At 71.0% G+C, this 14129-nt stretch carries 18 protein-coding genes; all 18 read right to left on the bottom strand.

The features are described 5' to 3' along the window. Positions 1 to 15: 15 nt before the first annotated feature. The gene (locus BLT64_RS02260; RefSeq protein ID WP_011749166.1) at positions 16 to 228 is read right to left on the bottom strand and encodes a phage tail assembly chaperone; all 213 of its coding nucleotides are present in this window, start codon (positions 226 to 228) and stop codon (positions 16 to 18) included. Continuing rightward, positions 225 to 542, bottom strand: a complete 318-nt coding sequence (locus BLT64_RS02265; RefSeq protein ID WP_011749167.1) for a gene transfer agent family protein — start codon at positions 540 to 542, stop codon at positions 225 to 227. The genes BLT64_RS02260 and BLT64_RS02265 overlap by 4 nt, the downstream gene beginning before the upstream one ends. Before the next feature lies 1 nt (position 543). Then, complete coding sequence (locus tag BLT64_RS02270; RefSeq protein ID WP_011749168.1) at positions 544 to 957, bottom strand: phage major tail protein, TP901-1 family; 414 nt, start codon at positions 955 to 957, stop codon at positions 544 to 546. A 12-nt stretch (positions 958 to 969) separates the two neighbouring features. Then, positions 970 to 1389 (bottom strand): DUF3168 domain-containing protein, encoded by a 420-nt coding sequence (locus tag BLT64_RS02275; RefSeq protein ID WP_011749169.1) that lies wholly within the window; start codon positions 1387 to 1389, stop codon positions 970 to 972. Next, positions 1386 to 1736, bottom strand: a complete 351-nt coding sequence (locus tag BLT64_RS02280) for a head-tail adaptor protein (protein WP_011749170.1) — start codon at positions 1734 to 1736, stop codon at positions 1386 to 1388. Before BLT64_RS02280 ends, BLT64_RS02275 begins: the two co-directional genes overlap by 4 nt. Beyond that, entirely contained in the window at positions 1733 to 2350 is a 618-nt protein-coding gene (locus BLT64_RS02285) for a head-tail connector protein (RefSeq protein WP_011749171.1), read from the bottom strand. Before BLT64_RS02285 ends, BLT64_RS02280 begins: the two co-directional genes overlap by 4 nt. A gap of 128 nt (positions 2351 to 2478) precedes the next feature. Then, entirely contained in the window at positions 2479 to 3645 is a 1167-nt protein-coding gene (locus tag BLT64_RS02290) for a phage major capsid protein (protein WP_011749172.1), read from the bottom strand. Between the two features lie 23 nt (positions 3646 to 3668). Continuing rightward, entirely contained in the window at positions 3669 to 4226 is a 558-nt protein-coding gene (locus BLT64_RS02295; RefSeq protein WP_011749173.1) for an HK97 family phage prohead protease, read from the bottom strand. Then, positions 4207 to 4440, bottom strand: coding sequence for a GTA head formation protein, RCAP_rcc01685 family (locus BLT64_RS02300; protein ID WP_011749174.1), 234 nt, complete (start codon positions 4438 to 4440; stop codon positions 4207 to 4209). The genes BLT64_RS02295 and BLT64_RS02300 overlap by 20 nt, the downstream gene beginning before the upstream one ends. Position 4441: 1 nt before the next feature. Next, positions 4442 to 5644 carry a phage portal protein gene (locus BLT64_RS02305; RefSeq protein WP_011749175.1) on the bottom strand — a complete coding sequence of 401 codons (1203 nt, stop codon included), beginning with the start codon at positions 5642 to 5644 and terminating at the stop codon, positions 4442 to 4444. A gap of 148 nt (positions 5645 to 5792) precedes the next feature. After that, positions 5793 to 7184, bottom strand: a complete 1392-nt coding sequence (locus tag BLT64_RS02310; RefSeq protein ID WP_011749176.1) for a DNA-packaging protein — start codon at positions 7182 to 7184, stop codon at positions 5793 to 5795. Then, positions 7084 to 7446, bottom strand: coding sequence for a hypothetical protein (locus tag BLT64_RS02315; protein WP_049792375.1), 363 nt, complete (start codon positions 7444 to 7446; stop codon positions 7084 to 7086). The genes BLT64_RS02310 and BLT64_RS02315 overlap by 101 nt, the downstream gene beginning before the upstream one ends. Before the next feature lie 259 nt (positions 7447 to 7705). Then, complete coding sequence (gene mltG, locus BLT64_RS02320) at positions 7706 to 8884, bottom strand: endolytic transglycosylase MltG (protein WP_011749177.1); 1179 nt, start codon at positions 8882 to 8884, stop codon at positions 7706 to 7708. Next, positions 8881 to 10143 (bottom strand): beta-ketoacyl-ACP synthase II, encoded by a 1263-nt coding sequence (gene fabF / locus BLT64_RS02325; RefSeq protein ID WP_011749178.1) that lies wholly within the window; start codon positions 10141 to 10143, stop codon positions 8881 to 8883. The genes mltG and fabF overlap by 4 nt, the downstream gene beginning before the upstream one ends. Before the next feature lie 120 nt (positions 10144 to 10263). After that, complete coding sequence (locus tag BLT64_RS02330; protein ID WP_011749179.1) at positions 10264 to 11034, bottom strand: enoyl-CoA hydratase-related protein; 771 nt, start codon at positions 11032 to 11034, stop codon at positions 10264 to 10266. 9 nt (positions 11035 to 11043) lie between these two features. Continuing rightward, positions 11044 to 12171, bottom strand: coding sequence for an acyl-CoA dehydrogenase family protein (locus tag BLT64_RS02335; RefSeq protein ID WP_011749180.1), 1128 nt, complete (start codon positions 12169 to 12171; stop codon positions 11044 to 11046). Next, positions 12168 to 13349 (bottom strand): acetyl-CoA C-acyltransferase, encoded by a 1182-nt coding sequence (locus BLT64_RS02340; protein ID WP_011749181.1) that lies wholly within the window; start codon positions 13347 to 13349, stop codon positions 12168 to 12170. Before BLT64_RS02340 ends, BLT64_RS02335 begins: the two co-directional genes overlap by 4 nt. Positions 13350 to 13361: 12 nt before the next feature. Next, the gene (locus BLT64_RS02345) at positions 13362 to 14129 is read right to left on the bottom strand and encodes an SDR family NAD(P)-dependent oxidoreductase (RefSeq protein ID WP_011749182.1); all 768 of its coding nucleotides are present in this window, start codon (positions 14127 to 14129) and stop codon (positions 13362 to 13364) included.

Consider the following 14129-nt stretch of genomic DNA (forward strand, 5'->3'; position numbering starts at 1 on the left):
TCCTTCTTCAGATGTTCATGCGGCGGGCCGGTCGGGATAGCGCGCGACCAGCTCGGCCAGCCTTTCGCGCGTCATCGCCGCCGCACCCCGCGCCTCGACCCCCAGCATCAAGGCCAGTTCGGCCGGGGTCAGCGCCCAGAACTCGGCCGGCCGCAGCCCCAGCCCGCCCAGCCGCACCGGCCCCAGGCCGGCACGCATCAGCCCCGGCCAGTCCAGCCCGCGGCTCATGTCCCCTCGATGCGAAAGGCCCGCGCCAGCAGCGCCGCCGCCGCATGGGCCGCGGCCACCGGCCCGCCGCGCAGCTCCGCCGCGGCCAGTTCCGCCATGCCGCCCGGCCAGCCGCCCGCCCGCAGGCCGGCGACCAGCACCGCCATCACGTCGCGGCTGGAAAACCGCCCGCCCTCGAACCGTTCGACCAGCGCGATCATGCTTTCAGCGCCCAGTTCGGCCTCCAGCCCGGCCAGAGCGCCCAGCGTCAGCTTGGCCACATACGCCCGGCCATCGAGGAAAATCTCGACCTCGCCCGCCAGCGGATTGGCCATCTCAGAACGCGACGAAGCTGATCGCCCCGGCGCTTGCCATGGAAATCTCATAGGTCGCCTCGCCATTATAGCTGCCCGCATATTCCAGCGCGGTGATCTGGAACGGCCCCTCGACGGTGCCGAAACCCGGGATCACCACCTGGAAGCGCGGCACCTCGCCGTCAAAGAACACCTGCCGCGCGCGTTCGTCCGTGGTCCCGTCCCGGAACACGCCCGAGCCCGAGATGCTGGCCGACCTGACCCCCGCACCCGCCAGCAATTCGCGCCAGCGCCCCTCGCTTTCCAGGCTCGTCACGTCCACCGTCTCGGCGTTGAAGCCCAGCCGGGTCGCCCGCAGCCCCGCCACGGTCTCGAAATGGCCGTCGCCGGTCATGTCCATCTTGATCAGCAGGTCGCGTCCGTTCTGCACCGCCATCACCGTCTCTCCTCAACCCAGGTCGATGCGCGCGCGAAAGGTCAGGTCGACCCGCCGCCCCGCGCCGTTTTCCGCCCGCCGCGCCCGGGCGCGCAGGAACCACAGCCCCGCCAGCCGGCCCCGGTCCAGCGCCATCTCGGCGTTCTCCAGCGCCTCGCTGACCGCGACCGCCGCCGCCTTGACCGCGCCGAAGCCGCCCGCCGCCTCGGCACCCGACAGGACCGAGACGACAAAGTCGTGCACCGCGCCCGGCGCCGTCATGTCGCCCGCGTCGCGCACCTCCTCGGGGCCCAGCGAGACATGGATCCCCGCCGGCGGCGCCACCGGCATGGCGTCATGGATCGCGTCGCCCACCATGGCCGCCAGCGCCCCGTCCTCGCGCAGCGCGCGATAGACCGCCGCCTGCAGCGCGGCCGTTCCACGATAGCTCATGCCGGGGCCTCCTCTTTCGCCACGCAGACCAGCCAGCGCCCGCCGGCATCGCTTTCGGCCACCGCCTCGATGCGAAAGCGGCGGGCATGCGCGCCCTCGCCCAGCCGCAGCCGCTGCTCGGGGCGCGGGCGGCGCGGGTCGCCGGCAGGCGCAGCCCTGACGGTGATCCGCCAGGTGACGACGCTCTGCGCGCCCACCTCGGCCAGCCGCTCGGCCCCCGCACCCGACCGCATCTCGGCCCAGATCCGCCCGACCTCCTGCCAGGTCAGCCGGAACCCGCCCATCCCGTCGGGCTCGCGAAGCGGGGATTCCACGACCAGCGGCACCGTCGGCCGCGGACCGCTCATGCGCGGCCGCGCGGGTCGCCGCGCCCTCCCAGCACCCGGACCGACCGCCAGCGCTCGATCAGCGCGCTGACGCCGAAGGGCAGCGCCCCCGCCGACCCCTCGAAGCTGCGATCCTCGTGATAGCGCGCCGCCAGCAGCAGCACCGCCTGCGCCAGATCGGCCGGCACCTGCGGCCACGCCGCCCCGAACCCGGCGCGAAAGGTAATCGCGGCAAAGCCGCCCAGGGGCACCGCCGGCAGGAACGTGCCCGCCGGCTCCAGCACCGGCCGCTGCATGTCCGGCACCAGCCGGTAGCCCGCCGGATCGACGACCGTTACCGCGCCGGCCGCATCCGCGATCTCGACCCGCTCGACCGCCTCGACCGGCGCCAGCGGCAGGGGTTGCCCCTCGGGGTCGCGCCATGCCGCCAGCCGCAGCCGGAACTGCCGGGCCAGCAGCACCTTGCCGGTGCGCGCCTCGATGGTGGCGATGGCGGCGCGCAGGAACCCCGCCAGCGCCGCGGTCTCGGCCGCGTCCTCGGCCATCCCGAACCCCGTTCCCAGCCGCAGATGGTCGCGCAACCCGGCGACGGGCAGCGCCTCGGTCGCGGGCGCCGTCACTTCCACAAGCATCATCTTCGTCTCTCCCACTCGCAGGGGTGCCGCATTCTCTGGACGAAAGGGGCCGCACCGCCTTGCCCTGGCGCGCGCGGACATGCCGGCAGGGCGCTGACCCGCGGCGCGGCCCCCGCTTCGGCCCTGGATCAGCCAAAGACCATCAGCTTGACGGCGCGCGCATCGGTGACGCCGCCGCCGACGCGCTTGCTGGCATAGAACAGCACATGCGGCTTGGCCGAGAACGGGTCGCGCAGCACCCGCAGATCCGGCCGCTCGACGATGGTATAGGCCGAGCGGAAATCGCCGAAGGCGATGGAATGCGAGCCCTGCGCGATGTCCGGCATGTCCTCGCAGACCAGCACCGGATAGCCCAGCAGCTGCGCCGGCTGCCCCATGGCCAGGCTGTCCGCCCACAGGAAGCGGCCGTCCGCATCGCGCATCTTGCGCACCGCCGCGGCGGTCTTGGAATTCATCACGAAGCTCGCATTGGCGCGGTATTGCGCGCCCAGCGCATAGACCAGGTCGATCAGCGCATTGGCCGGATTGGTCGCGGCGAAATCGCCGGTCCCGCCCGACGGGATGGTGCCGATCTGCACATTGGTCGCGCTGCCGTTCGGCGCCTTCGCATGGGTCAGGATGCCGCGCGGCTTGTTCACCCCGTCGCCGCTGATAAAGGCCGTGGCCTCGGCGCGGGCGAATTTCTCGGCGATCCGCCCGGCCAGCCAGGTCTCGACGTCGAAGGCCGCGTCGTCCAGCAGGCGCTGGCTGGCCTTGGGCATGGCCGAAAGCTCGTGCACCGGGATCACCACCCGCTGCACGCTGGGCGTGCCGGTCTCGGCCTGGGCCGCGGCCTCGCTGGCCCAGCCATGGGCGATGTCGCCCATGTCGACCAGCACCTCGTAGCTCGCCGATTCCACCGCCACCACATTGGCCACGCGCCGCAGCGAGGCGGTGACGTTCAGCGCCTCCTGCACCTGCATCGCCACCGTCGGCGCCGCCAGGAACCCCCCGTCCGAGGTCGAGGTCATCGCCTTGCCCTCCAGCGGCAGCCCGCGCAGCGCGCCGTCGTCGCCGTGGCGGATATAGGCGTCAAAGGCCTTCTGATGCGGCGCGCCCTGATCGGCCTCGACCGACAGGGGCGCGCGGGGGCGGGAAATCGTCTTGCGGTCCAGCATGGTCATGCGTTCTTCCTGTGCTTCCAATCGGTTCTGAATCTCGCTGCGGAATGCCTTCAACTCCTGGACAAAGCCCAGCATCTCGGCCCCCAGGTCGCCGGGCACGTCCGCCCCGGCCGCGGCTTTCACCTCGGTCATGATCCCCTCCGTTTCGGTGAAACTCACTTGGCGCGCAGCGCCAGCGTCGCGGCCCGAAAGGCCGCCGCCATCTCGTGGCCGGCATCGGATTTCGTGCCGACCCTGGCCTCGGCCAGCATCGGGAACGTCACCAGCGACACCTCCCACAGCTCGACCTCGGACAAGAGCCGCCGGCCCTTGCCGTCGCGCTCGGCCGCGATGGTGCGATAGCCGATGGACAGCCCGTCGATGGCGCCGGCGGCGACCAGCGCCGCCGCCTCGCGGGCCTGGGCGATCTCGGGCAGCAGCCGCCCCCTGACCCACAGCCCCTTGCCGTCCTCGCGGATTTCCTCCCAGACGCCGATGGGCCGGGCGGGATCGTGCTGCCACAGCATCCGCACCCGGTCGCCCCGCGCCGCCAGCCGCTTCAGGCTGGCGGCATAGGCGCCCCGGACCACGACGTCGCCGCCCTGGTCGGACATTCCGAACAGGCTGGCATAGCCCTCGATCCGCGTGCCCTCGGCCACCAGCGACCCGCCGGCGGCATATTTCAGCTCCAGCCCGTAATCCTTCAAACTCACCTCAGCCTCCTTTCGGCGCATATTCCAGGATCGACTGCACCGCCTGGGTCAGGATCACGGCGACGACGCCATAGACCGTCATCCACAGCCGCCGCTCCAGCCGCTCGATCAGCGCCTCGATGCGCTCCAGCCGGCGCTCCACCTGGCCGAATTGCAGCGCCATGATCCGCTCCTGCGTCTCAAGGCGCTGGTCGTGCCAGTCGAAGGGCTCCTTGACGAAACGCGAGCCCTCCATCTCACCCCTCCCCCTCCGGCAAGGGCGGCAGCCCCAGCACCGCCCGCTTTTCGGCATCGGTCAGAAAGCTTGCCTCGCCCACGCGCTTCCATTGCTGGTCGCGCTCCTCGGCCAGGGCCGGCACCTGGTCGGGATCGGCGCGCAGGTCGATCTCGGCCCCCAGATGCTCGGAAAGCCACCAGGCCAGGGCCCCGGCCACGCGCGACACCAGCGGCAGCACCGTCAGCCGGTAAAAGGCCCGATGCGCCTCGGCATAATTGGCATAGGTCGCCTCGCCCGGAATGCCGATCAGCATCGGCGGCACGCCGAAGGCCTGCGCGATCTCGCGCGCCGCCGCCAGCTTGGTCTGGTGAAACTCCATGTCCGAGGGCGAGAACCCCATCGGCTTCCAGTCTAGCCCGCCTTCCAGCAGCATCGGCCGCCCGGCATTCCGGGCGCCCTGGTGATGCATCTCCATCTCGGTCACCAGCCGGTCGTATTGGTCCGGCGACAGGCCGCCCTGCCCGTCGGCGCCCCTGTAGACGATGGCGCCGCTGGGCCGCGCCGCATTGTCCAAAAGCGCCTTGGACCAGCTCGACGCGCTGTTATGCACGTCCACCGCCACCGCCGCCGCCTGCATCGGCGACAGCCCGTGATGGTCGTCCAGCGGATGGAAACTGCGGATATGGCAGATCGGATCGGGACTGCCGGCCATGTCGAAGCGGACCTTGCGCCCGCCCACGCCGTATTCATAGGCGACGGGCCAGCCGTCCGGCCCCGGCACCACCGCCATCCGGTCGGCGCGCAGGACATGCAGCTCAGCCGGCAGCCCGCGGGCATCCGCGCCCACCGCCTCCAGATAGCCGTCGCCGCTCAGCAGGATCTGGCCGAACAGCGCCTCGAACAGCTCGGCCCGGCCCTGCCCCGGATTGGGCCGGCGCAGCAGGTCCAGCACCGGATGCACGTCATAGCGCCGCTCGCGATCCTGGCAGATCAGCGGCACGGCGGCGGCGGCCTCGGCGATCAGCCGCACGGCGCGGAACCCGACCGGATTGCCGACGAAACCCAGGCGCGTCAGGCTGACCGTATCGCGCGGCGACCAGACCACGCGCCCCGAACCCGCCGCCAGAGCCACCAGCTTGCCGGCGGCGCTGGCCTTCTGCTCGACCTCGGCGACAGGCGGCCTCGCGGGCGCGGCCCGGCGCCCGAACCAGGGAAATGCCATCGGTTCCTCCTGAAATCCCAATGAAAAAGGGCCGCAAGCGCGACCCTTCCCAAGCCCCGAAAGGCCCTTTTTCCGTTTCGAAATACCCTGGGGGGAGCGTCTGCCGCCCCCCGTCCTGGGGGGCGGCAGACGCGGGGGGCAAAGCCCCCTAAAGCCCCCGCACCGCCGGGCGCAGGTGATGCGCGGCCGGCTCGATCACCAGCTCGTGGATCGCCCAGACCAGCGCATCCAGCCGGTCGGGCGAGCCCTTGCCGTCATAGCCCGCCACCGTCATGCGGCACATCTGCTCCTCCAGCGGCCCCAGCCCGCGCAGGTGATGCACCCGCCCCTGCTCGTAAAGCGCCGCCACCGGCTCGGCCCGCAGCCCCTTGCCGCGTCCGGCCCGCAGGGCGCGGAACGGCACCAGCGGATCGACCTGCCGGATCACGCTCTCGACCAGGTCGCCGCCCTGGTTGACCTCGGCCACCAGCCGCTCGGCGCCGTGCCGCCCCATCGCCGCGATCGCCGCCCGCGCCCAGTCCAGCGGCCCGCCCCGGACCGAGGCATCCTCCAGCACATAGGCCCGCCACTGCGTCACCGGCCCCTCGCTGACCACGCCCGCGACCACGATCCCGCATTCGTCCGCAGCCGCGCCGCCCGTCACCGCCGGATCGACCGCGACGACGATGCGCGACAGCGCCGGCGCCGCCTCGACGCGGCAGCGCTCCAGCAGGCCCGCGCTCCACAGCGCCCCCTCGACATCCTCCAGCAGCAAGCCCTCCAGCTCCTGCCGGCCCAGCCGCGTGCCGCCATAGCGCGCCTGCACCTCGGCCAGAAAGCTCTCCGCCAGATAGGCGCGGTTGGCATCGGTCGGCGCATGGGTGGTCACGGTCGAGGACTGGCGCAACAGCCGCTTCAGCACCGCCACGTTCTTCGGCGTGGTGGTGACGACCTGCTGCGGATGCTCTCCCAGCCGCAGCGCGAATTGCAGCATGTCCCAGCATTCCTCGGCCTTCTTCCACTTGGCCAGCTCGTCGACCCAGGCCGCGTCGAATTGCGGCCCGCGCAGCGCCTCGGGCTCATGGGCCGAGTAAAGCTGCGCCACCGCCCCGTTCGGCCAGACCAGCCGCCGCCGCCCCGCCTCCCAGACCGGCCGCCGATCCGGCGGCGACGAGGCGAGGATGCCCGATTCGCCAAAGACCATCACGTCGCGCGCCTGGTCCAGCGTCTCGCTGACCAGCGCCACCCGCCGCGCCCGGCCCGGCGCCTCGGGGGTCGCGCCCTCGACCTGGGCGCGCACCCATTCGGCGCCGGCGCGGGTCTTGCCCGCACCGCGCCCGCCCATGATCACCCAGCTCTTCCAGTCGCCCTCGGGCGGCAGCTGATGCGGCAGCGCCCAGAACTCGAAGAGCCAGGGCAGGCTCGCCAGCGCATTCTCGCCCAGCGCCCCCAGGAACGCGTCAACCTCCTCCTGCGCGGCGCAGGCAAGCCAGGCGGCGCCCGATCTCGTCTCGTGCCGCGTCAAGGTCGAGTGCGCCTGCACCGACCCGCCCGGCAGCATCCTTGCGAAGCTTGTCAACCTTGCTCCTTTCCTCCAGCACCATCTGGGTCGCGGCCCGCAGCTCGCGCACCAGCTTGCCGGATTCCTTCAACTCGCCGGTCTCGCCGGCCTCGATCCTTTCGCGCAGCCGGTTCAGTTCCGCCGCATAGGACCGGAACAGCCCGTCCGCGATCTCCAGCACGTTTGTATCCGGCGCCGCGCCGGCGCCGGGCACGAAAGGCCCTTCCGGCGCCGTCGGCCCCGGATCGAAACTCTTGGTCATTCTTGATCGCCCTGCCCTCGTGTGCCTGTCCGCACGAGCGAGACATGAAAAAAGCGGCCTCGGGGTCGCCCCCGGCCGCTTGCCCATCTCTCCCAGCATGGGTGATTTCTACTTCAGGGCGTGCGCCGAGTCAACGCAAAACCCATGGTTGAGGCGCTCGCACCAGAAATTCCCATTGTAGAACAACGACCTAACCCGCGCAACACCCAACCGCACGCCGCGCGCAACGGGGGCGGCTTCGCCCCCGCGCCCGGCTTGGTCAGTCGCCCTGCACCGGCGACAGCGGCTCTCCGCGCTGGCGCTCGATCTCGCGCCAGCGGGCGACGTTGCGGTTGTGCTCCTCCAGCGTGCGGGCAAAGGCGTGCCCGCCCGAGCCGTCGGCGACGAAAAAGACGTAATCCGTATCCTCCGGGTCCATCGCCGCCGCGATGGCGGCCCGGCCCGGATTGGCGATCGGCGTCGGCGGCAGCCCGTCGATCTGATAGGTGTTGTAGGGCGTGCGCCGCCGCAGTTCCGAGGCGCGGATGCCGCGGTCCAGCACCCCCTTGCCCTCGGTGACGCCATAGATCACCGTCGGGTCGGTCTCCAGCCGCATGCCGCGCCGCATCCGGTTGACGAATACGCTGGCCACCATCCGGCGCTCGTTCGGAACGCCCGTCTCCTTCTCGATGATCGAGGCCATGACCAGCGCCTCCTCGGGCGTCGCATAGGGCAGGTCGGGCTCGCGCGCCTCCCAGGCCGCGGCCAGGATCGCCGCCTGCCGCCGCTCCATCTCGGCCAGTAGCGCGGCGCGGTCGGCGCCCTTCTCGACGTCATAGGTGTCGGGCGCCAGGCTCCCCTCCCCCGGCAGCTTCGAGACCTCGCCGTCCAGGAACCCGGCCTGCTTCAGCCCCTCGGCCACCTGCCAGCTGGTCACGCCCTCGGCGACCAGGATGCGCAGCCGCGCATCCGGCTTCGCCTCCGCGGCGGTAATGACCTCGGGCGCGGGCTCGCTGGCGGGATTGTATTTCGCCTGTTCGGCGAACATCCCGGTCTCGGCATCCATGTCGCGCAGGATCACCGAGTTTTCCCGCACGCCGATGCGGAACAGGACCTCGGTGCCGCAGGTGCTGGGGCCGCCGGCGGTGATGACCTTGACCACGTCCTCCATGCTGGATTGCGGCGCCATCAGGTAAGAGCCGAATTTCAGATCGCGCGACTTGCCCTGGTAATCCGCCCCGGCCCGGAACACATAGGCGTTCGAGACGACGCCCTGCTCGGCAAGCTGCTGGCTCACCGCGTTCAGGCTGGCGCCGGGGGCGACGCGCACGCAGGCGGCCACGGCGCTGGGGCCGGGCCGGGTGTATTCGTGCTTGCCCCAGGCGATGGCCGCCGCGACCGCGATCAGGATCACGATCAGCAGCGTCAGGAAATTCGACGCGATGTGGCGCCAGATCATTCCTTGACCCGTCCCATCACCAGGCTGGCATTGGTGCCGCCAAAGCCGAAGCTGTTGGACAGCACATGATCCACCTTGCGCCGCACCGCGGCATTGGCGGCCAGGTCGATGGCCGTCTCGCGCGCCTGGTTGTCCAGGTTGATGGTCGGCGGGCAGATCTGGTCGCGGATGGCAAGGATGCAGAAGATCGCCTCGACCGCGCCCGCCGCGCCCAGCAGATGCCCGATGCTCGATTTGGTCGAGGACATCACCACATTGCCCGCCGCATCGCCCAGCAGCCGCTCGACCGCGCCCAGCTCGATCACGTCGGCCATGGTCGAGGTGCCGTGCGCGTTGATATAGTCCAGGTCGCCCGGCGACAGGTTGGCGCGCTTCAGCGCATTGGTCATGCTGCGGAAACCGCCGTCGCCGTCCTCGCTGGGCGCGGTGATGTGATAGGCGTCGCCCGACAGGCCATAGCCCAGGATCTCGGCATAGATCCTGGCGCCGCGCGCCTTGGCGTGCTCGTATTCCTCCAGCACCACGACGCCCGCGCCCTCGCCCATGACGAAGCCGTCGCGATCCTCGTCCCAGGGGCGGCTCGCCGCCTTGGGGTCGTCCTCGCGCTTGGTCGACAGCGCCTTGCAGGCGTTGAAGCCGGCGATGCCGATCTCGCAGATCGGGCTTTCGGTGCCGCCGGCGACCATGACATCCGCGTCGCCCAGCGCGATCAGCCGCGCCGCGTCGCCGATGGCATGCGCCCCGGTCGAGCAGGCCGTGACCACCGCATGGTTCGGCCCCTTGAAGCCGAAGCGGATCGAGACCTGGCCCGAGACCAGGTTGATCAGCGCCCCCGGAATGAAGAACGGGCTGACCCGCTTAGGCCCGCGTTCCTTGATCAGCACCGCCGTCTCGGCGATCGAGCGCAGCCCGCCGATGCCCGAGCCGATCATGACCCCGGTGCGCTCGCGCTCGTCCTCGTTCGCCGGCTCCCAGCCGGAATCCTTCACCGCCTGCTCGGCGGCGGCCATGCCGTAAAGGATGAAGTCGTCGACCTTGCGCCGGTCCTTGGGCTCCATCCAGTCGTCGGGGTTGAACGTCCCTTCCGAGCCGTCGCCCAAGGGGATCTCGCAGGCATATTTCGTCGCCACGTCCTTGGTGTCGAACCGGGTGATCGGTCCGGCGCCGGATTCTCCGGCCAGAAGCCTCGACCAGGTCTCCTCGACCCCCGAGGCCAGCGGCGTGACCATCCCCAGTCCGGTGACGACAACTCTGCGCATGCACGGGCTCCCTTCGCAACGCTCAATCGGGCAGGTTCTACACGCCACCCGCCCGCCGCGCAACGCAAAGCGCCGCCCGGCCGGCGGGCTGCCGCCCCCGCCGGGGCGGGCGGGTCCGGCTCAGTCGCGGTGAAACTCCGGCTTGCGCTTTTCCAGAAAGGCCCGCATGCCCTCGCGCTGGCCTTCGGTGCCGAACAGCCGGTGGAACAGCCGCCGCTCCCAGGCGACGCCCTCGGCCAGCGACAGCTCCTCGGCCCGCATCACCGCCTCGCGCGCCAGCCGCGTCGCCGGCCGCGAATAGCCGGCGATCTGCCGCGCCGCCGCCATCGCCTCGGCCACGACCTGATCGTCGGGCACCACCCGCGCCACCAGCCCGGCGCGCAACGCCTCGGCCGCGTCCATCATCCGGCCGGTCAGGTGCAGGTCCATCGACAGCGCCCGCCCGATCAGCTTGGTCATGCGCTGCGTGCCGCCCATGCCGGCGATCACGCCCAGCTTGACCTCGGGCTGGCCGAATTTCGCGCCCTCGCCGGCAATGGCGAAATCGCACATCATCACCAGCTCGCAGCCGCCGCCCAGCGCATAGCCGTTCACCGCCGCGATCTTGGGCGTGCGCGTCGCCGCGAAACGGTCCCAGATGGCAAAGAAATCCGCCTCGACCATCTCCTCGGCGCTCTTCTCGGCCATTTCCGAAATATCCGCCCCCGCCGCGAAAGCCCGGTCCGAGCCGGTGACGACGATGGCGCCGACGCCCCTGTCGGCATCCAGCGCCTCGGCCGCCGCCGTCAGTTCCTCGGCCAGCGCCGAGTTCAGCGCGTTCAGCGCCTCGGGCCGGTTCAGCCGGATCAGCGCCACGCGGCCCTCCCGCGTGATCTCGATCAGTTCAGCCATGCTCCCCCCTCACAGGTTGCGGGCGATGACGAGGCGCTGCACCTCGCTCGTCCCCTCGTAGATCTGGCAGACGCGCACGTCGCGATAGATGCGCTCGACCGGGTAATCGGCCAGGTAGCCATAGCCGCCATGCAGCTGGATCGCCGCCGAACAGACCCTTTCCGCCATTTCCGAGGCGAAAAGCTTGGCCATGCTGGCTTCGGTCAGGCAGGGCTTGCCCGCCTCGCGCAGCATGGCGGCGCGCAGAACCATCAGCCGCGCCGCGTCGATCTGCGTCGCCATGTCCGCCAGCCTGAAGGCCACCGCCTGATGCTCGATGATCGGTCGGCCGAAGGTGATGCGTTCCCGCGCATAGGCCAGCGCCGCCTCATAGGCGCCGCGCGCCATGCCGACCGCCTGCGCGGCGATGCCGATGCGCCCGCCCTCCAGGTTCGACAGCGCGATCCGGTAGCCCTCGCCCTCGGCGCCCAGCCGGTTCTCGACCGGCACCCGCATGCCGGTGAATGCCAGCGCGCAGGTGTCCGAGCTGTGCTGCCCCAGCTTGTGCTCGACCGAGACCACCTCGTAGCCCGGCGTATCCGTCGGCACGATGAAGGCGGATATCCCCTTCTTGCCCGCCGCCGCATCCGTCACCGCAAAGACGATCACCACCTTGCCGTTCTTGCCCGAGGAGATGAACTGCTTGGCCCCGTCGATGACGTAATGGTCGCCCTCGCGCCGCGCCTTGGTGCGCAGGTTCGACGCGTCCGAGCCGGCATGCGGCTCGGTCAGCGCGAAACCCCCGATCCACTCGCCGCTCGCCATCTTCGGCAGGAAGCGCGCCTTCTGCTCGTCGGTGCCAAAGCGCAGGATCGGCACGCAGCCGACCGAGCTGTGCACCGACATGATGGTCGAGCACGCCCCGTCCGCCGCCGCGATCTCTTCCAGCGCCAGCGCATAGGCGACCGCGCCGGTCTCGGACCCGCCATGCTCCTCGGGCACCAGCATGCCCAGGAAACCCAGCTCGCCCATCTCGGTCAGCTCGGCGCGCGGAAAGGCGTGCTCGCGGTCGCGTTGCGCCGCCCCCGGCGCCAGCCGTTCCCGCGCAAAGTCGCGGGCGGCGTCGCGGATCTGTTCCTGTTCCTCGGTCAGCATCATTGCATCCTCTCGATGGCCACCGCCGTCGCCTCGCCCCCGCCGATGCACAGCGACGCGATGCCGCGCCGGCCCCCATGCGTCTCCAGCGCCGCCAGCAGCGTCACCAGCACCCGCGCGCCCGAGGCGCCGATGGGATGGCCCAGCGCGCAGGCGCCGCCATGCACGTTCACCGCATCATGCGACAGGCCAAGGTCGCGCATCGCCGCCATGGCGACCACCGCGAAAGCCTCGTTGACCTCGAACAGGTCGTAATCGCCGATCGCCGTCCCCGTCCGCTCCAGCAACCGCCGGACCGAGCCGATGGGCGCGGTCGGAAACAGGCCCGGCTTGTCGGCAAAGGTCGCGTGCCCAAGGATCCGCGCCCGCGGCACCAGCCCGCGCCGCTCGGCCTCCGACGCCCGCATCAGCACCAGCGCCGCCGCCCCGTCCGAGATCGAGGAGCTGTTCGCCGCCGTCACCGTGCCATCCTTGCGAAAGGCCGGCCTCAAGGTCGGGATCTTGTCCGGCCGCGCCTTGCCCGGCTGCTCGTCGGTATCCACGACCGTCTCGCCGCCGCGCCCCCTGACCGTCACCGGCGCGATCTCGCCCGTGAAATGCCCCGCGGCGATGGCCTTCTGCGCCCGGGTCAGCGAGGAAATCGCGAACTCGTCCTGCGCCTCGCGCGTGAACTGATAGGCTTCGGCGCAATCCTCGGCGAATGTGCCCATCAGCCGGCCCTTGTCATAGGCGTCCTCCAGCCCGTCCAGGAACATGTGGTCCATCACCTGCCCATGCCCCATGCGATAGCCCGACCGCGCCTTCGGCAGCAGATAGGGCGCGTTCGACATGCTCTCCATGCCGCCCGCCACCACCACATCGGCGGAACCGGCCAGGATCAGGTCATGGCCCAGCATCGCCGCCTTCATGCCCGATCCGCACATCTTGTTGACGGTCGTGGCGCCGGCGCCCAAGGGCAGGCCCGCGCCCAGCGCCGCCTGCCGCGCCGGGGCCTGGCCCTGGCCGGCGGGCAGCACGCAGCCCATGATGATCTCGTCCACCGCCTGCGGGTCCAGCCCGCCCAGCGCCGCCTTGATCGCGGTCGCGCCCAGCGCGGCGGCCTCGACCCCGGCGAAATCGCCCTGGAAGCCGCCCATCGGCGTGCGGGCCGAGCCCACGATGACAATCGGATCGGTGCTCATGATGGATCTCCCCTATTTCGGTGCCATGCGCAGCGCGCCGTCCAGCCGGACGACCTCGCCGTTCAGCATCTGGTTTTCGACGATATGGCGCACCAGCGCCGCATATTCCGCCGGATTGCCCAGCCGCGGCGGAAACGGCACGTTGGCGCCCAGGCTGTCCTGCACCTCCTGCGGCAGCCCGGCCATCATCGGCGTGGCAAAGATGCCCGGCGCGATGGTCACCACCCTTATGCCGTGCCGCGCCAGTTCCCGCGCCGCCGGCAGGGTCAGCGCCGCGACGCCGCCCTTCGAGGCCGCATAGGCCGCCTGCCCGATCTGTCCGTCATAGGCCGCGATCGAGGCGGTGTTGACGATCACCCCGCGCTCGCCGCCCTCGCCCGGCGCGTTCTTCGCCATGGCATCGGCGGCCAGCCGCAGCATGTTGAAGGTGCCGATCAGGTTGATCTGGACGGCGCGGGCGAAACTCTCCAGCCCGTGCGGCCCCTCGCGCCCGACGATCTTCTCGCCCGGAGCCACGCCGGCGCAATTCACCGCCACGTCGATCCGGCCGAACGCCTCCAGCGCCGCGGCCACCGCCGCCTCGCCCTCCGGGCCGCTGGTCACGTCGGTCCTGACGAAACGCGCCGCCTCGCCCAGTTCCGCAGCCATCGCCGCGCCGGCCTCGGCATTCACGTCCAGCAGCACCGCCCGCGCGCCCGCGCCGACCGCCATGCGCGCCACCGCCGCGCCAAGGCCGGAACCGGCGCCTGTGATCACAAAAACCCTGCTCTCGATCTGCAT

Source organism: Paracoccus denitrificans (assembly GCF_900100045.1).
In the GTDB taxonomy this organism is placed as follows: Bacteria; Pseudomonadota; Alphaproteobacteria; order Rhodobacterales; family Rhodobacteraceae; genus Paracoccus; species Paracoccus denitrificans.